The sequence below is a fragment of the Streptomyces sp. TP-A0356 genome, from assembly GCF_001417775.1.
In the GTDB taxonomy this organism is placed as follows: Bacteria; Actinomycetota; Actinomycetes; order Streptomycetales; family Streptomycetaceae; genus Streptomyces.
The window spans coordinates 19,105-36,444 of the sequence record NZ_BBZJ01000043.1; the positions used below are offsets into that span (position 1 = coordinate 19,105).

Here is a 17,340-nt window from a genome sequence, read left to right on the forward strand (position 1 = left end):
CGTGCGGCTGCAACGACGCCACCTCCCTGGTGCTGGTCCGCGTGGCGGCCGGCATCGCCATCGCCTCGGCCGCCGCGAACTGGGGAGCGGCCAGCGGCCAGTTCCTGCTGCTCGCGGGCGGCGGCACGGTGATCGGGGCGGCGGTGGCCGGAGTGATCACTCTGATCCGGCGCCGTACCGAGGACCCGGTTCTGGAGACGGTGATCGCCCTGGTCACCCCGTACGCCGCCTACCTGCTCGCGGAGGCCGCCCACACCTCCGGCGTGACCTCGTGCGTAGTGGCCGGTGTGGTCCTCGGCGGCCGTGGCGACCGCCTTACCAACGCCCGCATCCGCCTCCAGCTGCACGCCGTGTACGGCACGGTGGTGTTCCTGCTGGAGAGTGTGGTCTTCTCCTTGATAGGGCTGGCCCTTCCCGCCGAGGTACGGGCCCTGGCCGACGGTGACCGGGCCTGGCCGTTGTACGCCCTCGCCGTCGCCGCCACCCTGATCGCCGTACGGATGCTGTGGCTTGCGCCGCTGTCGGCGGTCGTGCAGCGCAAGGGCGGCATCGGCCGCGTGAACTGGCGGGTGCCGATGGTGCTGACCTGGGCGGGCACGCGCGGCGTGATGCCGCTGGCCGCCGCGCTGTCCATCCCCGAGGTCGCGAAGAACGGCACGCCGCTCGCCGACCGCCCGCTGGTGCTGGTCCTGACCACTTCGGTCGTGGTGGTGACCCTCGTCGTGCAGGGCTTCACCCTCGCCCCGGTCGTCCGCGCCTCCGGCATCGCCCTGGAACCCGCCCACACCGCCCGCGAGGAGGCCGAGGCCCGCTCCCGCCTGGCCCACGCCGGCCTCGCCCGGCTGGAGGAGCTGGCGGAGCTGGAGGTCGTAGCCGACGTCGTCCTGGACCGGCTCCGCCGCGGCCTGAACGCCCGCCTGGAGGACGCTCGCGACCATCTCGCCGAGCAGGAGACCGACAACACCCCGACGGAGTCCGCCGACCGGGTCTACCGCCAGCTGCGCCGCGACCTGATCGCCGTCGAGACCAGCGAACTCCAGCGACTCTACGACGCCCACACCATCAGCGACACCACCCGCCGCCGCCTGCAGCGGTCGCTGGACCTGGAGGAGGCCCGGTTGTCGGACGCGTAGCGCTCCGCTGGGAGAGCGCGTCACCTGGGGACGGCTGGAGGCACGTCACCCTCCAACGTCGCCGCCGACGATCGGCGCCCTGCTCACGGCAACTCGCGGACGCGGCCCAGCTGTCGTCCCTGGCCGACGAGACACCCGAAGGACGCTCCAGGGTGGCCTGGCCAAGGACCGGTGCCCGGCTGCGGGCGCCCGCCGAGGGCGAGTTGGCGAACGCCCGCTGGGTGCGTTCAGCGCGCAGACCCGGATGAGCGGGGTCGACCTGCGCCGGGCGGCCGTCGCGCGCGGGACCTCGTCATCGGGGCGGCGGGGGACGGATCCCGTGCGCCTCGGTTCACCCCTCCTCCGGCGCGCCCAGGCCCGTCAGGGCGCCGACCGGGTCCGGGTCCGGGGTGCCCCGGGGCCACCAGTCCTCGCGGCCCGGTTCCGACTCGTACGCGTACCAGAGGCCGTCCTGGCCGAGGCGGAGCTGGGCGTGCCCGGCGGGGTGCGTGAGGCGGTTGCGCCACGGACGGAACGCGGGAAGGTCCGCGGCCAGGAGCAGCGGGCGGGCGCGGTCGAAGCGGCCCGCTGGAGGGTCCCAGGCCTCCTCCAGTACGGCGAGCGCCTCCCGTCCGCCCTGCCGCCACGCGGCGACCGCCCGTGCCAGGTCGGCCGGTGTCCGCCCGGTGGCGGCGGCCAGGGAGGAGTACAGCGCCCGGGTTCCCGCGGTGAGACCGGAACCGGGACGAGCCGCGGCCAGCCGTACCGCGTCCTGCCACGGCGTCAGCTCGGCGACGGGGTCCTCCCCGGTGGTCAGCAGGGCGTGTGCGCGGGCGGCCGCGTCCGTGGCCAGCTGGTCCAGCGCGAACGGGTCCGGGCCGCCCGGCACTCCCGGACAGACCGGGGGCTGCTCGGGGTGTGCGGGCGGCGGCAACGGAGCCGGCAGCGGCGGCAACGCGCGCCGGGCCACCGCGTCACGGGCGCGCACACCGGGGACGGGCGCGGGTTGCCGCCCCCGGGCGGCGCGGGCCGCGCGCGCGGCGTTGCGCCGGGACAGGGCGTCCAGCAGCTCGCGCTCGCCCCGGCCGCGCAGCAGGAGCAGGACGAAGGGGTCCCGGTCGAGCAGGCGGGCGGTCTGATAGCAGACGGCGGCCGCGTGCTTGCAAGGGTGGCCGAAGTCGGGGCAGCCGCAGTGCGGTTCGAGGTCGCCCGGCCCGGGCAGCAGCCGAACCCCGCACTCGGCGAGGGACGTCGGCACCTGCTTGTCCAGCAGTGCTGCGATATGCCCGGGCCGCTCGGCGGCGGCGTCGAGGAAGCGATCCCACTCGTCGTCCGAGAACGTCCGCAACCGCACCTGTACGCGGTACGGGCGCGGGCGGCTCCCCTGTACGTAGGCCAGCACGAGCCCGGGTGTGACCGTGATGGCGTCCACGTTCCCCCGGCTCGCGTAGGCCCTTCCCCGGGCCAGCCGTGCCGCGTCGAGGGCGCCTTCCTCCAGCGCGGCGACCCAGGCATCGCCCCACCACGTCGTGGCGAACCGGCCGGCTTCGCCGGCCGCGGGCGCGGGGAGCGCGGCGAACGTGCGCCGCAACTCGCCGTCACGGCCGGGGGCCGCCATGGAGCGCGGGTAGCGGGCCCCGGCCGGGGGTGAGGCGGGCGACGCGTGTCGAGGCACGGGGCGCGGCTTCGGCGCCGCCGGGCGGGGCCACGCGGACGGGCTCGGTTCCTCGCGCGGGGTCGGCGAGGGCGTGTCCCCGTGCTCGTCGCCGGTGTCCCGCGCGGTGGACAGGGCCCCGTCCTGCGCCGCCGCCGACGCCGGCAGCGCGAAGGCACCGGCGAGGAGTTCCCGGACGTCCCGCGCTCGGGCGCCGCGCGCGGGGGCACGGGGGTCTCGGCGGCGACGAGTGGCGGCCGGGACCTGGGTTCCGGACGGCCCCGCGGCGGCGGACCGGCGCCGGGTCTCGGCTCCCTTCACTCCCTGGGCCTTCACTCCCTGGGCCTTCACTTCCTTGGCCTCGACCCCCTGAGCCTCAACCCCCTGAGCTTCAACCCCCCGGGCCTCAACCCCCCGGGCCTCAACCCCCCGGGCCTCAACCCCCTGAGCCGCGACCCCCTGGGCCTCAACGCCCCGTGCCTCAACCCCCTGGACCTCAACGCCCCGGGCCTCAGCTCCCCGGGCCTCGACCCCCTGGGCCTCAACCCCTGGGGCCTCAACTCCCTTGGATTCGCCCTCCGTTCGCTCCCGTTGTGCCTCTTCCCGGGCGGCCCGCAAGGCCTCACGCGCGGCGTCGCCGGGGCGCGCGGCAGGTGCGTTTCGACGGGCGGGACCGGAGGTCGTGCCGGCCTCCCTCGGGACGGCCGGGTGACCCTCCGTGGACTCCTGCGCCGGCCCGGAGCCCCGGCGCTCCGCGTTCGCCCGCCGCAAGGCCGCGCGCGCCGCATCGCCCGGCCGGGCCGCCGTCCGCGCCCCGGTGCGGGGCGAGCCGCTCGCGGGCGCGACGGGGCCCGCATCCGGTGCGGGAGGCTCCCCACCGGTGGCCGCGCCGTCCCGCTCCCGCTCCCGTGCGGCCCGCAGCGCCTCACGCACCACGTCGGCGGGACGCGTCTCCTCACCGAGGCTCCCTGCTACACCTGGGCCCCCTGCTACACCTGGGCCGGCTTCGTCCCGCGTCCCAGTGGCGGCGGGCTGCTCACCGCCCGCCGCGGGCCGTTCCTCCCCCGTGCCGTTCACGCCGTCCTCCTCAGCGACACCAGGTCCGACAGCTCCCGGTCGGTCAGTTCCGTCAGGGACGCCTCGCCGGAGCCCAGGATCGCGTCGGCCAGCGCCCGCTTGGACTGCAGCATCTCGGCGATGCGATCCTCGACCGTGCCCTCGGTGATCAGGCGGTGGACCTGCACCGGCTGCGTCTGACCGATGCGGTACGCGCGGTCCGTGGCCTGTTCCTCCACCGCCGGGTTCCACCAGCGGTCGAAGTGGATGACATGGCCCGCGCGCGTGAGGTTCAGCCCGGTGCCCGCCGCCTTGAGGGACAGGACCAGGACCGGGGTGGCACCGCTCTGGAAGCGGTCCACCATCCGCTCGCGGTCGGGCACCGGAGTACCTCCGTGCAGCAGCTCGACGGGCACCGCACGGGAGGCCAGATGCGTGGTGATCAGGCGGGCCATGCCGACGTACTGCGTGAACACCAGCGCCGAGCCGTCCTCCGCCAGCAACGTGTCCAACAGCTCGTCCAGCAGGGCGAGTTTGCCGGAGCGGGCGATGAGGCCCCCGGCCGTGCGCGTGTCCTCCTTCAGATACAGCGCCGGGTGGTCGCAGATCTGCTTGAGCGCGCCGAGCAGCTTGAGGACCAGGCCCCGGCGGGCGATGCCCTCCGCCGTCTCGATCGCCAGCATCGACTCCCGCACGACCGCCTCGTAGAGCGCGGCCTGCTCGCGGGTGAGCGGCACCGGGTGGTCCGTCTCCGTCTTCGGCGGGAGTTCGGGGACGATGCCCGGGTCGGACTTCTTGCGGCGCAGCAGGAAGGGGCGGACCAGGCGCGCCAGCCGCTCGACCGCCTCCTCGTCCTCGCCGGTCTCCGCCGCGCGCGCGTGCCGGGCGCGGAAGGACTTCAGCGGGCCGAGCAGCCCGGGGGTCGTCCAGTCCAGCAGCGCCCACAGCTCGGAGAGGTTGTTCTCCACGGGGGTGCCGGTGAGGGCCACACGCGCGGGGGACGGGATCGTGCGCAGCGCCTTCGCCGTCGCCGAGTACGGGTTCTTGACGTGCTGCGCCTCGTCCGCGACGACCAGGCCCCAGGCCTCTTCGGCCAGTCGGGGCGCCGCCGTCCGCATGGTCCCGTACGTCGTGAGCACGAAGCCGCCGTCCAGGTCCTCCAGGGAGCGGTCCGGGCCGTGGAAGCGGCGGACCGGGACACCCGGGGCGAACCGGGTGATCTCCCGCTGCCAGTTGCCGAGCAGCGACGCCGGGCAGACCACCAGGGTCGGCTCGCGGCGCGCCCGGCGCAGATGAAGCGCGATCAAGGTGACCGTCTTGCCGAGCCCCATGTCGTCGGCGAGACAACCGCCGAGACCGAGTGAGGTCATCAGGTCCAGCCAGGACAGGCCCCGCAGTTGGTAGTCCCGCAGGCGAGCGGCGAGGCCCGGGGGCGGCTCCACCGGGCCGACGCCCGCCGTCAGCCGGTCCCGCAGGGTGGCCAACGCGCCGACCGGGACGGCCTCCACCGTCTCGCCGTCGACCTCGGCGCTGCCGGTGAGCGCGACGGACAGCGCGTCGACCGGGTCGAGCAGGCCCAACTCGCGCTTGCGGGCCTTGCGGACGAGCGCCGGGTCGACCAGCACCCACTGGTCGCGCAGCCGGACGACCGGGCGGTGGGCCTCCGCCAGCGCGTCCATCTCGGCCTCGGTGAGCGGATCGCCGCCGAGCGCCAACTGCCAGCGGAACTGCAGCAGTTCCTCGCTCTCGAAGAAGCCCGTGCCGTCGGTCGCCGAGCCCGGCGCGGGGCGCACGACCGCCGCCGCGGTCAGGTCCTGCGCCAGGTCCCGGGGCCAGTGCACCGCGACCCCGGCCGCGCCGAGCCGGGTGGCCGCGACACCCAGCAGCTCGCTCAACTCCTCCTCGGACAGCGCGAGGACGTCCGGCACCTCCTGTTCGGAGAGCCGGTCGAGCGGGGGCCAGACCCGGGCCGCGCGGCGGACGGCCAGGGTCGCGTCCACCCTCGCGCGCGGGCCGAACGCCGCGTCCGCCTCGCCGGTCCACAGCGTCGCCGCGTCCACGACGAGGGTCGGGTCGGCGAGGCTGTGCACCTGCACGACGGCCGCGCCGGCCCGGTGGGCGCCCTCGCCGTCGTCGAACAGCTGGTACGCCGACAGGTCGAGGCGCAGCGAGACCCGTACGCCCGCGTCCATGCCCGCCGCGACCTCGGCGGCCCAGTCGTGCGCGTGCGGCAGATGCTGCGGCTCCCGCGCCGCGAACGGCCGGCCCACGGTGTGCGGGGCCGCCGGGGTGCGGGGCAGGGTGTCGGCGACCGCGTCCAGGAAGGACCGCACGAGAGCCTCGGGCTCGGGCAGCAGGAGGGGGCCCTTGCTCGGGAGCGGAACCGCGTGGCCCTCGTACGGCAGGGCGGCGGCGACCGCCCTGAGGTGGGTGATGTCGTCCGGCTCCAGCGGTCCGGCCCGCCAGGCGTCGTATCCGTCGGGGGTGAGTCCGGGCAGCAGCCGCCCCCGCGCGACGAGCCGCAGGGCGTGCAGCGCGGCCGCGCCCCAGCAGGCGGTCGCGGGGTGAGCGGCGGGATCGCGCCGGGCCCGGGCGAGCAGCGGCAGGGCCTCGGCGACCGGCAGGCAGACGGCGGGCGCGGTGGCTCGGCGCACACCGGATCCGTGGCGCCGTACGACCGTCAGCTCCTGCGTGCCGTCCGACGGCAGCGGTCCGCCCTGCGGGTCCCAGAAGGCGACCCGGCCCTGGCGGGGCAGCGGCGCGGGCAGGAAGACGGCGGCCAGCCTCACCGGCACGGCCGCCGCCTCGGCCACCTGCTCTGCCATACGTCCGGTCACCTCCCGCCCACTCGGTCGCATCAGACGTCTTCGACTGTACGGGCGGGGTCTGACAATCGGCTCCGGCGAGCGGCCCGGTATCCGGGGACCGTCAGGGGACCGTGCGCGAGACCACGTACACCATCGGCCGCGCGGGGACGTGCTGGTCCACCACGACGTCCAGGCTGGGCGCCGGGTTCTTCTGCGCGTGGGTCAGGCCTGCCCAGGGGCCGGGTCCCGCGAACTTCCAGCCGACGACCCGCTGGTCGCGCGTGCTGATGGCGATGTCGTTCTTCTTCAGGGCACCGGCGCCGGCCCCGATGTTGGCGAGGAACTGGTCGAGGCCGGCGTTGCTGGTGCTGAACTGCACGTACAGCCGGCTGGTCTTCCAGTTGTTCGTCTCGTAGTACGCGACGTATGTGCCGTCCATCGGGATCTCCACCTGGTACAGGCGGCGCTGCACGCGCGAGGGCCAGTCATGGACGAGGCCGGTCGCCGCGTACTTCGCCTCCTTGTCCTTGCCGCTGGCTCGGCTCTGGTTGGCGGAGATCACCAGGTACCCGGCGGGGATGCCGGTGAGCAGGACGATGATCAGCAGCGTCAGCGCCCGGCGGCGGATCATGTGCCCGCGGTCCTCCGGCGGCCTGGAGGGCTCGTCCATCGGCGACGACTGACGCGGTATCGAGGCGGCGGACGTCACAGCGCCTCCTTGGCCGTGCGACGTGCCTCCGCGTACCGCTCGTAGCGTTCGTAGCGCTCCACACGGCGTCGGTTGGCGCGCCGGAAGCGGCGGGCGACGAGCCGAGCGAGGTCCGCGGCGCCCACCATGCCGGCCTCGGGGCCGAGCTGGGCGCGCGCGATGCGGGCCTCGGGGCGGTAGCCACGGCCGGTCAGATGGCGTCGGAACGCGTCCCGGGCCGGGCCGATCAGCAGGTCGTCGGCGGCGCTGACCCCGCCGCCGATCACGAAGCAGGAGGGGTCCAGGGCCGCCGCCAGGTTGGCGATGCCGACGCCGAGCCACTGGCCGATGTCCTGGAGCAGCTCGACGCACATCGCGTCGCCCTCACGGGCCAGCTCGGTGATCATCGGTCCGGTGATGTCGGAGATGTTGCCCTTGACGTGCTCGATGATCCCGTACGCCACCGGGGAGTCGGCGGCGGCCAGTTCCCTGGCCTCGCGGACCAGGGCGTTGCCGGAGCTGTACTGCTCCCAGCAGCCGCGGTTGCCGCACGGGCAGCGGTGGCCGCCGGGCACGACCTGCATATGGCCGAACTCGCCCGCGACACCGAACTTGCCGCGCTTGACCTGGCCGTCCTCCAGGATGGCGCCGCCGATGCCGGTACCGAGGGTGATCATCACGAGGTGGTCCTCGCCGCGGCCGGCACCGAAGCGCCACTCGGCCCAGGCGGCGGCGTTGGCGTCGTTGTCGACCAGGACGGGGACGGCTAGCCGACCGGCGAGGCGGTCGCGCAGGGGCTCGTTGCGCCAGGACAGGTGCGGGGCGAACAGGACGCGGTTGCGGTCCGCGTCCACCCAGCCGGCCGCGCCGATGCCGACGGCGTGCACGTCGTGCCGGTCGGAGAGGTCCAGGACCAGCTCGACGATGGTGTCCTCGACCACCTTGGGGCTCTTGGACTTGTCGGGCGTCTCGGTACGGAGCCTCTCCAGGATGTTCCCGTCGGCGTCGACGACGCCGGCCATCACCTTCGTGCCTCCGATGTCGATGCCGACCGTGGGGACACGGGGCGCCGTCAGATGGGAGCGGCGCTCGCGCGTGCCGACGGTCCGCAGGACGGTGGCCCGGGCGGAGCCGCGGTGGGTGAAGTCGCGGTAGGTGCTCACCGGCCCGATTCTGCCTCACGCTGCCACTGAGCCGCCAAGCCGAGCCCCTTCGCCCGGCCGGCGGCCGGCAGACCGCGGGCCGGGGGTGGGGGTGGGGGTGGGGGTGGGGGTGGGGGTGGGGGTGGGGGTCCGCCGTGGTTCGTCGCGCGGTTCCCCGTGTCTCTAGCGGGGCGCCCGTGTCTCTAGCGGGGTGCCCGTTCCAGCTCGTGCCGCAGGTCGTCCAGGTCGTTGCCGCCCGCCATCTGGCGCGTCAGCTCCTCCAGGGTGATCTCCTCGCGTGTGTGGCTGCCGACCATCGTGCCGCGCTTGAGCAGCACGAAACGGTCGCCCACGAGGTAGGCGTGATGCGGGTTGTGGGTGATGAACACAACACCCAGACCCGCATCCCGTGCGCGCGCCACATATTTGAGGACCACACCCGACTGCTTCACGCCCAGTGCCGCCGTCGGCTCGTCCAGGACCAGCACCTTGGCCCCGAAGTACACCGCCCGCGCGATCGCCACACACTGGCGCTCACCGCCCGACAGGGTGCCGATGGGCTGGTCGACGTCGCGCAGGTCGATACCCATGCGCAGCAGTTCGGCGTGGGTTGTCCTGCGCATGAGGTCGACGTCCAGGCGCTTGAAGGGGCCGAAGCCCTTGCGCGGCTCCGACCCGAGGAAGAAGTTGCGCCACACGGGCATCAGCGGGACCACGGCGAGGTCCTGGTAGACCGTGGCTATCCCGCGGTCCAGGGCCTCGCGCGGGGACGCCGGACGGCACTCCTCGCCCTCGATGCGGAAGGTTCCGGCGTCGTGCTGGTGCAGCCCCGCCACGATCTTGATGAGGGTGGACTTGCCCGCGCCGTTGTCACCGAGGACACAGGTGATCTCCCCCGCGTGGACCTCCAGAGAGACCCCCTCCAGAGCGCGGATGTTGCCGTAGTACTTGCTGACGTCCGCGAGTTCGACGAGCGCGGTGCGCTCCGTGACGTCCGTCGTCATGTCGTGGCCTCCGCGCGCTTGCGGACCCAGGCGTTGAGCAGGGTCGCGAGGAGCAGCATCGCTCCCAGGAAGAACTTGAACCAGTCGGGGTTCCACTCGGCGAAGACGATGCCCTTGCTGGTCATGCCGAAGAGCAACGCGCCGACGGCCGAACCGACCGCCGATCCGTGACCGCCGGTGATCAGACAGCCGCCGATGACGGCCGCGATGATGTAGATCAGCTCGTTGCCCACGCCCTCGCCGGACTGCACGACGTCGTACGAGAACAGCAGGTGCTGGCCGGAGATCCAGGCGCCGAGCGCGACGCCCATGTAAAGGCCGATCCGGGTCCTGTCCACCGGGACGCCGACCGCGCGGGCCGCCTCCTTACCGCCGCCGACCGCGAAGATCCAGTTGCCCGCGCGGGTGCGCAGCAGGATCCATGAGGCCAGGGCGACCAGGACGAGCCACCACAGGACGGTGATCTTGACGGTGACGCCGCCGACCGTGAGCGTGGAGGCGAACACGGCCCTGGCCGAGGGGAAGCCTTCCATGTCGGAGATCGACTTGGTGGAGACGGTGCCGCTGATCAGCTTGGTGAAGCCGAGGTTCATGCCGGTCAGCATCAGGAACGTACCGAGGGTGATGATGAAGCTCGGCAGTTTCGTGCGGGTCAGCATGAAGCCGTTGAAGGCGCCGACGGCCAGCGTGACCAGCAGGGACACACCCACGCCGACCCATGCGTTCGCGGTCATCTGGTAGCTGAACATCGACGAGACCAGCGCCGACGACGTCACCAGCACACCGGCGGACAGGTCGAACTCGCCACCGATCATCAGCAGCGCCACCGGGACGGCCATGATGCCGATCGTCGAGGCCGCGTACAGGACGGTGCTGAGACTGGCGGCGCGCAGGAAGCCGTCCGCGGCGAACGCGAAGAACAGGAAGACCGCCATCGCGCCGACGACCGAGCCGAACTCGGGGCGGCTCAGCAGCCTGCGCGGCGAGGACGTCCGCAGAAACCTTTCATCGGTGGTCGCGCTCATCGGGTGCCCCGTTTCGTGTACTCCTCCAGCGCGGCCGCCTGGTCCTTGGTGACGATCTGCGGGCCGGTGAGCACCGGCTTGCCGCCGCCGAGGACGTCCGAGTTGTACTTGTAGAGCCAGAGCAGGTCCACGGCCTGGTAGCCCTGGAGGTACGGCTGCTGGTCGACGGCGAACCCGAGGGTGCCGGCCTTGAGCTCGGAGGCGACCTTGGCGTTCAGGTCGAAGGTGTCGATCTCGGCACTGCTGCCCGCCTCCTGCCTGGCCTTCACCGCGGTGTCGGCGTACGGGGCGCCGAGCGTGACCACCGCGTCGATCGACTTGTCGGCCTGGAGTCCGGCCTCCACGGCGGACTGCACGTCGGGCATGTTGGTGCCGTTGACGTAGAGGTTCCGCACCTCGCCGTGGAAGGTCTTCTTCAGCCCGGCGCAGCGCTGCTCGTGCCCGACGTTGCCCTGCTCGTGCAGGACGCAGATCACCTTCTTCCTGCCGCGCCGGTCGAGCTCGTCGCCGACCGCCTCGCCCGCGACGGACTCGTCCTGGCCCACATGGGTGAGCGCGCCGAACTGCTTCGACACCTCGGAACCGGAGTTCACTGTGATCACCGGGATACCGGCCTTCTCGGCGCGAGCGACGGAGGCCTTCAGCGCGTCCGGCTTGGCGAGGGTGACGATGATGCCGTCGACCTTCTTGTCGACCGCCGCGTCCACGAGCTGTGCCTGCTGCTGGGCGTTCGCGTCGTGCGAGTACAGGAAGTTGATGTTGTCCTTCACCGCTGCCTGCTTGGCGCCGCTCTGCACGATGTCCCAGAAGGTGTCGCCGTCACCGGAGTGGGTGATCATCGCGAAGGTCCAGCGCGGGGTGTCCACCGCCGCCCTGCCCTGGGCCGCCGCCGCGTTGCGCGCGTCCTCGGCGCGTTTGCCGCCGGTGCTGCTGCAGCCTGCCAGGGACAGCGACAGCGCCCCTGCCAGTGCGATGCCTGTCCAGTACCGAAACCGTGCCACGGGGACGTGCCCTTCCTGCGGAGTTGCTTGGAGCCACCAAGTATCGCCGACCGGTGATCGACGCCGCTGGTCAGGGCCCGCTGCGGGGCGGGGGCACGGTCGCTGCCCGCGGAGGCGAGGGCGGCAGGGGCGCACGCGCGGACGCGGGGACGCGCCCCGGTGCCTCAGGGACGTACGAGGAGCTGGAACTCGAACGAGTAGCGCGAGGCGCGATACGTATGGGTGCCGAACTCCACCGCGCGGCCCGTGTCGTCGAACGTGGTGCGCTGCATGGTGAGCAGCGGGGCGCCCTCGGGCTCGCCGAGCCGTTCGCCCTCGACCGCGCTGGCGGCACGGGCCCCCACGGACTGCCGGGCGCTGTGCAGCGTGATGCCGGCGCCGCGCATCAGGCGGTAGAGACCGGTCGACTCCAACTGCCCGGTCTCCAGGTCGAGCAGGCCGGTCGGCAGGTAGTTGCAGAGGTACGCCATCGGCTCGCCGTGCGCCAGGCGCAGCCGCTCGACACGGTGCACCTCCACGCCCTCGGGCACTCCGAGCGCGGCGGCGACCTCGGCGGAGGCGGGCACGAAGGTGTTGACGAGCACCCGGGTCGCGGGGCGCTGCCCGGCCGCCTCCAGGTCGTCGTACAGGCTGCTGAGCTCCAGCGGGCGCTTGACCTGGCTGTGCACGACCTGGGTGCCGACGCCGCGGCGGCGCACGAGCAGGCCCTTGTCGACGAGGGACTGGATGGCCTGACGGACGGTGGGCCGGGACAGGCCGAGGCGCCCGGCCAGCTCGATCTCGTTGCCCAGCAGGCTGCCCGGCGTCAGCGCCCCGTGCTCGATGGCGGCCTCCAGCTGCTGGGCCAGCTGGAAGTACAGCGGTACCGGACTGTTCCGGTCGACGCTGAGCTGGAGCGAGACGGTCGGATCCACATCTGGTTTCGGCACGGGCCGAGCGTAGCTCCGGCGCTTCTTGACGGGAAGTTGTGTAGTCCGGTTGTCCGGACAAACCATTGACACGACTGGGGCGCCGCCCTCAGGTTGTTCCCATGCGCATCGGACTCATCGGAGCAGGCCGTATCGGGACATTCCACGCGGCCACGCTCAGCCGCCACCGGGAGGTCGGCTCGCTCATCGTCACCGACGTCGACACGGCCCGGGCCCATGGGCTCGCGGACCGTCTGGGCGCGACCGCGGCGCCCGGCGTGGACGAGATCTTCACCTGGGGCGTGGACGCCATGGTCATCACGGCGGCGACCGCGGCCCATGCCGAGCTGATCGGCCGGGCGGCGCGCTCCGGGCTCCCGGTGTTCTGCGAGAAGCCCATCGCGATCGACCTGCCAGGCACGCTGGCCGCGCTCGCCGAGGTCGACGCCGCCGGGACGGTGCTGCAGATGGGCTTCCAGCGCCGCTTCGACGCGGGCTACACGACCGCGCGGGAGGCCGTGCGCTCGGGCAGGCTCGGGCGGCTGCACACGGTCCGTGCGACGACCGCGGACCAGGCGCCGCCGCCCGCCGCGTACCTTCCGGTCTCGGGCGGCATCTACCGCGACTGTCTCGTCCACGACTTCGACGCCCTGCGCTGGGTGACCGGCCGCGAGGCCGTCGAGGTGTACGCGACCGGGTCCGACGCCGGCGGCGCGATGTACCGCGAGGCGAACGACGTCGACACGGCGGCGGTCGTGCTCACGCTGGAGGACGGGACGCTGGCCACGGCGACCGCGACCCGCACCAACGGCGCCGGCTACGACGTCCGTATGGAGCTGGCCGGCGAACTGGACACGATCGCGGTCGGCCTGGACGACCGTACGCCGATCACGTCCAGCGAGCCCGCCGGGCCGCCGCCCGCCGGAAAGCCGTGGACGGGCTTCCTGGAGCGCTTCGCTCCCGCGTACCAGGCCGAGATCGCCGCCTTCGTCGAGGTGGTGCGGGGTGAGCGCGCCAACCCGTGCGACGGCCGCGAGGCCCTCCAGGCGCTGCGTCTCGCGGAGGCCTGCGAGCTGTCCCGCCACGAGCGCCGTCCGGTGCACCTCGGCGAGATCGCGGGCGCCCGCGACTGACCCGGCACGGGCGCGGCGGGGCGCCGCCGGGGCGCCGGTATGCCCGCCGCCAGCGCATCCGTCGGCTCCGCACGCGCGGCGTGAGCGTCTCCGTCGGCCGGGGTCCGGGCGGGCCGCCGGAGTCGGCTCCGCGGTCAGCGTCCGTCCTCCTCCAGAAGTCCCGCGTCGTACGTCAACAGGGCGATCTGCACGCGGTTGTTGAGCCCGAGCTTGGCGAGGATGCGGGAGACGTGGGTCTTGACCGTGGCGACGCTCATGAAGAGCGCGGCGGCGATCTCCGCGTTGGAGGCGCCCCGGCCGACGGCGACGGCGACCTCGCGTTCGCGGTCGTTGAGAGCGGTGATCCGGTCGCGGGCGGTGGCGCGCCGGGTGTCGGGCCCGCCCCCGACGGCGTGCGCCATCAACTGACGGGTGACGGCGGGCGACAGGACCGGGTCGCCGGCCGCGACGCGCCGCACCGCGTCCAGGATCTCGGCGGGCGGGGTGTCCTTGAGCACGAACCCGGCGGCGCCCGCGCGCAGCGCCCGCAGCACCTGCTCGTCGGCGTGGAAGGTGGTGAGGACCACGACCTGGGGCGCGTCCGGACGGCGGCGCAGCAGCTCGGTCGCGGCGAGCCCGTCGACGGTCGGCATCCGGATGTCCATGAGGACGACGTCCGGCCGGGTGCGGTCGACGAGCGGCTCGACCTCGCTGCCGTCGGCGGCCTCGCCGACGATCTCGATGTCGTCGGCACCGCCCATCATGAGGGAGAGCCCGGCGCGCACGAGGGGGTCGTCGTCGACGAGCAGCAGTCGGATCGCGGTCATGGCCCTACCGTAGTGATCCATCCCCGGGGCCCGGACCGGGGGACGGGACGCCGGTGGTGCCAGTTGGGGCGAGGTGGGGTGAGGTGGGGTGAGCGGCTCACCAGCGCGGCCCGGAGCGGACCCGCCAGCCGGGCGCCGGGGCATCGGCTCACCAGCGCGGCCCGGAGCCCACCCGCCAGCCGGGCGCCGGGCGATCGGCTCACCAGCACGGCCCGGAGCCCACCCGCCAGCCGGGCACCGGGCGATCGGCTCACCAACACGGCCCGGAGCCGACCCGGCCGCCGGCCGCCGGGCGCCGGGTGATCGGGACGGTCGTGCCGGGCACCGGCTCCGACGGGCCGGGGTCGGCGCGCGAGCACGGTCCCGCCGACGCCGACGCCGACGGCCTTGTGCCGGGCAGGGAGGAGACGTAGGCGCGCGCCGTGGTCGGCCTGAGCCAACGGGCCCGGCCGTCTACGGTCACTCAGGCCACGGGAGCCAGGCGTGCACTCGGAAGCCGCCGTCCGCCGCGGTGCCGTGGTCGAGGCTGCCGCCGGCCAGACTCGCGCGTTCGGTGAGCCCGATCAGGCCCTGGCCCGAGCCCGGGACGTGCGGGACCTCGCCGGGTGGCGCCGGGTTGCGCACGGTCACGGTGAGGCCCTCGCCGGGCGCGCCGGCGACCGTCACCGTGACCTCGGCCCCGGGTGCGTGCTTTCGGGCGTTCGTCAGCGCCTCCTGCGCGATGCGGTAGGCGGTGCGACCCACGGAGGCGGGCACGGACCCGGGGTCGGCGACCCGGTGGTCCAGGACCACCTTCATCCCGGCCTCGCGGGACTCGGCGACCAGGGCGTCGATCGCGGCCAGCGTCGGCTGGGGTCGGCCCGTCTCGTCGGAGTCCCCCGTCCGCAGCACGCCGATGATCTCCCGCAGGTCCTGCAGGGCCTCGTGTGCGCTCTCCCGGATCACTCCGGCCGCCCGCGCGATCTCCTCCCGGGGCGCGTCCGGGCGGAACTCCAGCGCGCCCGCGTGCACGCTCAGCAGGGTCAGGCGGTGCGCCAGGACGTCGTGCATCTCCCGTGCGATCGCCTCCCGTGCCAGCCGCTGGGCCTGTTCGGCCCGCAGCGCGGCCTCCGTCTCGGCCCTCCGCGCCCGATCCCGCAGGCTCAGCATCAGCTGCCGCTTGGACCGTACGAACAGGCCCCAGCCGACGATCGCCGCCGTGACCAGCGCGGTGACGAAGACGGCGGCGAGGAAGGGCAGGTCCGGGTCCGGGCGCAGCCAGAAGAACAGGGGGATGAGCGCGAACTGGATACCGCTGACCCATGCGGCGTACTTGAAGGGGCGGTGCACGGCGACGGTGAAGAGGGCGATCATGCCCGCGCCGCCCGAGGTGGTCGACACCAGGCCGACGGGGATCATCGCCAGCGCGAGCCCGAGCGGCCAGCGGCGGCGCAGCCAGACCGCCGCGCAGCTCAGCCCGGCGAGCGACAGGTCGGCGACGACGAGAGCGGGTGGCGTGTGGGCGTCCTGCCGCAGCGAGTGCCCGGTGGCGAACGCGATGACCACGGCCAGCAGGAAGCATCCGAAGTCGACGACCCAGTCGCGCAGGGTGCGCCGGGGCCGCCGACGGGGCCCGGCCGCCTCGGGGTCCAGCTCCGCGATCACTGCGGAGGGCAGATGCCATCGCCGCCGGGGCAGCCCGTACGCCGACGCGCCGGACGTACCTCCCGGGGTCCCGGGCGCGGTGGTGCGGGCCGGCGGCAGCAAGGGAGGGGCGGACGGGGGCTGGAGCGGAGTCTGCATGGCGGGGACCGAAGGGGACGAGGGTCGGGAGGAGGGCGGGAGGAGGCGCACCGGTGTGTCGTGGCCGGACGCGGGTCCGGGTGGGGACGGCGCCGGTTCGGGTCCGCGCGACCACCGGCCCGTGCGGATCGGGCGCAGGCGGGACCTGCGGCCCTCCGCGACCGTCTCGGGCCGCAGTGCCGTTCGTCCTGCCGGGCGCACCGGCTCGTCTCCGCTCACGGTCGACAAATCTACGCAGGAGAGCTACCGGGCACCTCCCCCGCGGCCGTGATCCGCGACCAAAGTCGCAACGCCGCAGACTTTCGGCGCCGGCCCGCGGGGCGGGACTTCCGCGCGGCGGGTCCACGACACCCAACTGGCCAGCGTGGTCTCGTCTATCCCCAGATCCTTCGCGACCTCGGCGATCGTCTTGCCGGTCGCGGTGGCGATCCGTACGGCCCCCTCACGGAACTCCGCACCGAACTTCCTTCGCGTCTGCCATGACTCCCAACTTCCCCTGCAGTCACGGTCTCCACGCTACGAGGGGAGGGACACTGACAGTTCAGCCTGCTACGGCGCAGAAGGGCTGCAGCGACGCGAATGTGCAGGCGCCATGAAGTCCTACCGTGCCAAGTGAACTTCCCGATAACTCATCGGACCTGACGGGGAATTTTCCGGAGTGGTCGTTGACATGACAATCTCTACGCGCGTCATCATGAGCGGCATGAGATTCCCCCCACGCGCAACACGCATCGGCGCAGCCGCCGCTCTCCTGTCCGCCCTCCTCGTGGGCGGCACCGTCACCGCCACCACGGCGGACGCCGCAGCCAACTCCGTCGGCAGCATCTGCTACAGCGCCCTCCCCTCCCAGGCCTACGACACCCTGGACCTGATCGCCCAGGGCGGGCCGTACCCGTACCGGCAGGACGGCACTGTCTTCACCAACCGCGAAGGCGTCCTGCCCAGCCAGCCGTCCGGCTACTATCACGAATACACGGTCAAGACGCCCGGCTCCTCCACACGCGGCGCCCGCCGCATCGTCACCGGTGAGGAGACCCAGGAGGACTACTACACCTCCGACCACTACGCCACGTTCGATCTCATCGACTTCGGCTGCTGAGGCCTGACAGCCCGTCAGCATGGGGGCTGGAGGCCTGTTCCGCGCTCAGCCTGGCCTCCAGCTCCGGATCATCAGCCGCATGAACCACGGAAAGACGGTTCGTGCACATTCCCGGCCCGCTGA

13 protein-coding genes and 1 pseudogene are annotated in these 17,340 nt (G+C 73.5%); 3 read left to right on the forward strand and 11 right to left on the reverse strand.

The window, feature by feature from the left end; translation table 11 throughout:
* Window positions 1–8: 8 nt before the first annotated feature.
* Window positions 9–1,133: pseudogene (locus ASC56_RS35905) on the forward strand (cation:proton antiporter); the annotation flags it as partial.
* A gap of 331 nt (window positions 1,134–1,464) precedes the next feature.
* Here the strand turns inward: ASC56_RS35905 and ASC56_RS35910 are convergent.
* The 8 genes from ASC56_RS35910 to ASC56_RS35945 form a co-directional block, all read right to left on the reverse strand.
* On the reverse strand, window positions 1,465–3,702 hold the full coding sequence (locus ASC56_RS35910) for an SWIM zinc finger family protein (protein ID WP_055495808.1): 2,238 nt from the start codon (window positions 3,700–3,702) through the stop codon (window positions 1,465–1,467).
* 137 nt (window positions 3,703–3,839) lie between these two features.
* The gene (locus ASC56_RS35915) at window positions 3,840–6,647 is read right to left on the reverse strand and encodes a DEAD/DEAH box helicase (protein WP_055495809.1); all 2,808 of its coding nucleotides are present in this window, start codon (window positions 6,645–6,647) and stop codon (window positions 3,840–3,842) included.
* 103 nt (window positions 6,648–6,750) lie between these two features.
* Window positions 6,751–7,299, reverse strand: a complete 549-nt coding sequence (locus ASC56_RS35920; protein WP_055495819.1) for a hypothetical protein — start codon at window positions 7,297–7,299, stop codon at window positions 6,751–6,753.
* A gap of 35 nt (window positions 7,300–7,334) precedes the next feature.
* A complete protein-coding gene (locus ASC56_RS35925; RefSeq protein WP_055495810.1) occupies window positions 7,335–8,480 on the reverse strand; it encodes an ROK family glucokinase in 1,146 nt (381 codons plus the stop codon).
* A 182-nt stretch (window positions 8,481–8,662) separates the two neighbouring features.
* A complete protein-coding gene (locus ASC56_RS35930) occupies window positions 8,663–9,463 on the reverse strand; it encodes an ATP-binding cassette domain-containing protein (RefSeq protein ID WP_055495811.1) in 801 nt (266 codons plus the stop codon).
* Complete coding sequence (locus ASC56_RS35935) at window positions 9,460–10,488, reverse strand: ABC transporter permease (RefSeq protein WP_055495812.1); 1,029 nt, start codon at window positions 10,486–10,488, stop codon at window positions 9,460–9,462. Before ASC56_RS35935 ends, ASC56_RS35930 begins: the two co-directional genes overlap by 4 nt.
* Entirely contained in the window at window positions 10,485–11,489 is a 1,005-nt protein-coding gene (locus ASC56_RS35940) for a sugar ABC transporter substrate-binding protein (protein ID WP_055495813.1), read from the reverse strand. Before ASC56_RS35940 ends, ASC56_RS35935 begins: the two co-directional genes overlap by 4 nt.
* Before the next feature lie 164 nt (window positions 11,490–11,653).
* Entirely contained in the window at window positions 11,654–12,403 is a 750-nt protein-coding gene (locus tag ASC56_RS35945) for a GntR family transcriptional regulator (protein WP_055495814.1), read from the reverse strand.
* Between the two features lie 116 nt (window positions 12,404–12,519).
* Here ASC56_RS35945 and ASC56_RS35950 point away from each other — a divergent pair, with 116 nt between their 5' ends.
* Entirely contained in the window at window positions 12,520–13,530 is a 1,011-nt protein-coding gene (locus ASC56_RS35950) for a Gfo/Idh/MocA family oxidoreductase (protein ID WP_055495815.1), read from the forward strand.
* Between the two features lie 134 nt (window positions 13,531–13,664).
* On the opposite strand, the gene ASC56_RS35955 is transcribed toward ASC56_RS35950, so the two are convergent.
* The 3 genes from ASC56_RS35955 to ASC56_RS40980 all read right to left on the reverse strand — a co-directional run bounded on the left by ASC56_RS35955 (window position 13,665) and on the right by ASC56_RS40980 (window position 16,547).
* Window positions 13,665–14,336, reverse strand: a complete 672-nt coding sequence (locus tag ASC56_RS35955) for a response regulator transcription factor (RefSeq protein ID WP_107309459.1) — start codon at window positions 14,334–14,336, stop codon at window positions 13,665–13,667.
* A 459-nt stretch (window positions 14,337–14,795) separates the two neighbouring features.
* The gene (locus ASC56_RS35960) at window positions 14,796–16,118 is read right to left on the reverse strand and encodes a histidine kinase (protein WP_079102956.1); all 1,323 of its coding nucleotides are present in this window, start codon (window positions 16,116–16,118) and stop codon (window positions 14,796–14,798) included.
* Between the two features lie 243 nt (window positions 16,119–16,361).
* Window positions 16,362–16,547 (reverse strand): hypothetical protein, encoded by a 186-nt coding sequence (locus tag ASC56_RS40980; protein ID WP_079102957.1) that lies wholly within the window; start codon window positions 16,545–16,547, stop codon window positions 16,362–16,364.
* Between the two features lie 274 nt (window positions 16,548–16,821).
* Between ASC56_RS40980 and ASC56_RS35965 the strand changes: the two genes are divergently transcribed.
* On the forward strand, window positions 16,822–17,217 hold the full coding sequence (locus ASC56_RS35965) for a ribonuclease domain-containing protein (protein WP_055495817.1): 396 nt from the start codon (window positions 16,822–16,824) through the stop codon (window positions 17,215–17,217).
* The last annotated feature ends 123 nt before the right edge of the window (window positions 17,218–17,340 follow it).

Excerpts from the sequence above, each read along its gene's own strand:
- ASC56_RS35915 (WP_055495809.1), bottom strand. The coding sequence starts at position 6,647 with ATGGCAGAGCAGGTGGCCGAGGCGGCGGCCGTGCCGGTGAGGCTGGCC.
- ASC56_RS35920 (WP_055495819.1), bottom strand. The coding sequence starts at position 7,299 with ATGGACGAGCCCTCCAGGCCGCCGGAGGACCGCGGGCACATGATCCGC.
- ASC56_RS35930 (WP_055495811.1), bottom strand. The coding sequence starts at position 9,463 with ATGACGACGGACGTCACGGAGCGCACCGCGCTCGTCGAACTCGCGGAC.
- ASC56_RS35935 (WP_055495812.1), bottom strand. The coding sequence starts at position 10,488 with ATGAGCGCGACCACCGATGAAAGGTTTCTGCGGACGTCCTCGCCGCGC.
- ASC56_RS35950 (WP_055495815.1), top strand. The coding sequence starts at position 12,520 with ATGCGCATCGGACTCATCGGAGCAGGCCGTATCGGGACATTCCACGCG.
- ASC56_RS35955 (WP_107309459.1), bottom strand. The coding sequence starts at position 14,336 with ATGACCGCGATCCGACTGCTGCTCGTCGACGACGACCCCCTCGTGCGC.
- ASC56_RS35960 (WP_079102956.1), bottom strand. The coding sequence starts at position 16,118 with ATGCAGACTCCGCTCCAGCCCCCGTCCGCCCCTCCCTTGCTGCCGCCG.
- ASC56_RS35965 (WP_055495817.1), top strand. The coding sequence starts at position 16,822 with ATGAGATTCCCCCCACGCGCAACACGCATCGGCGCAGCCGCCGCTCTC.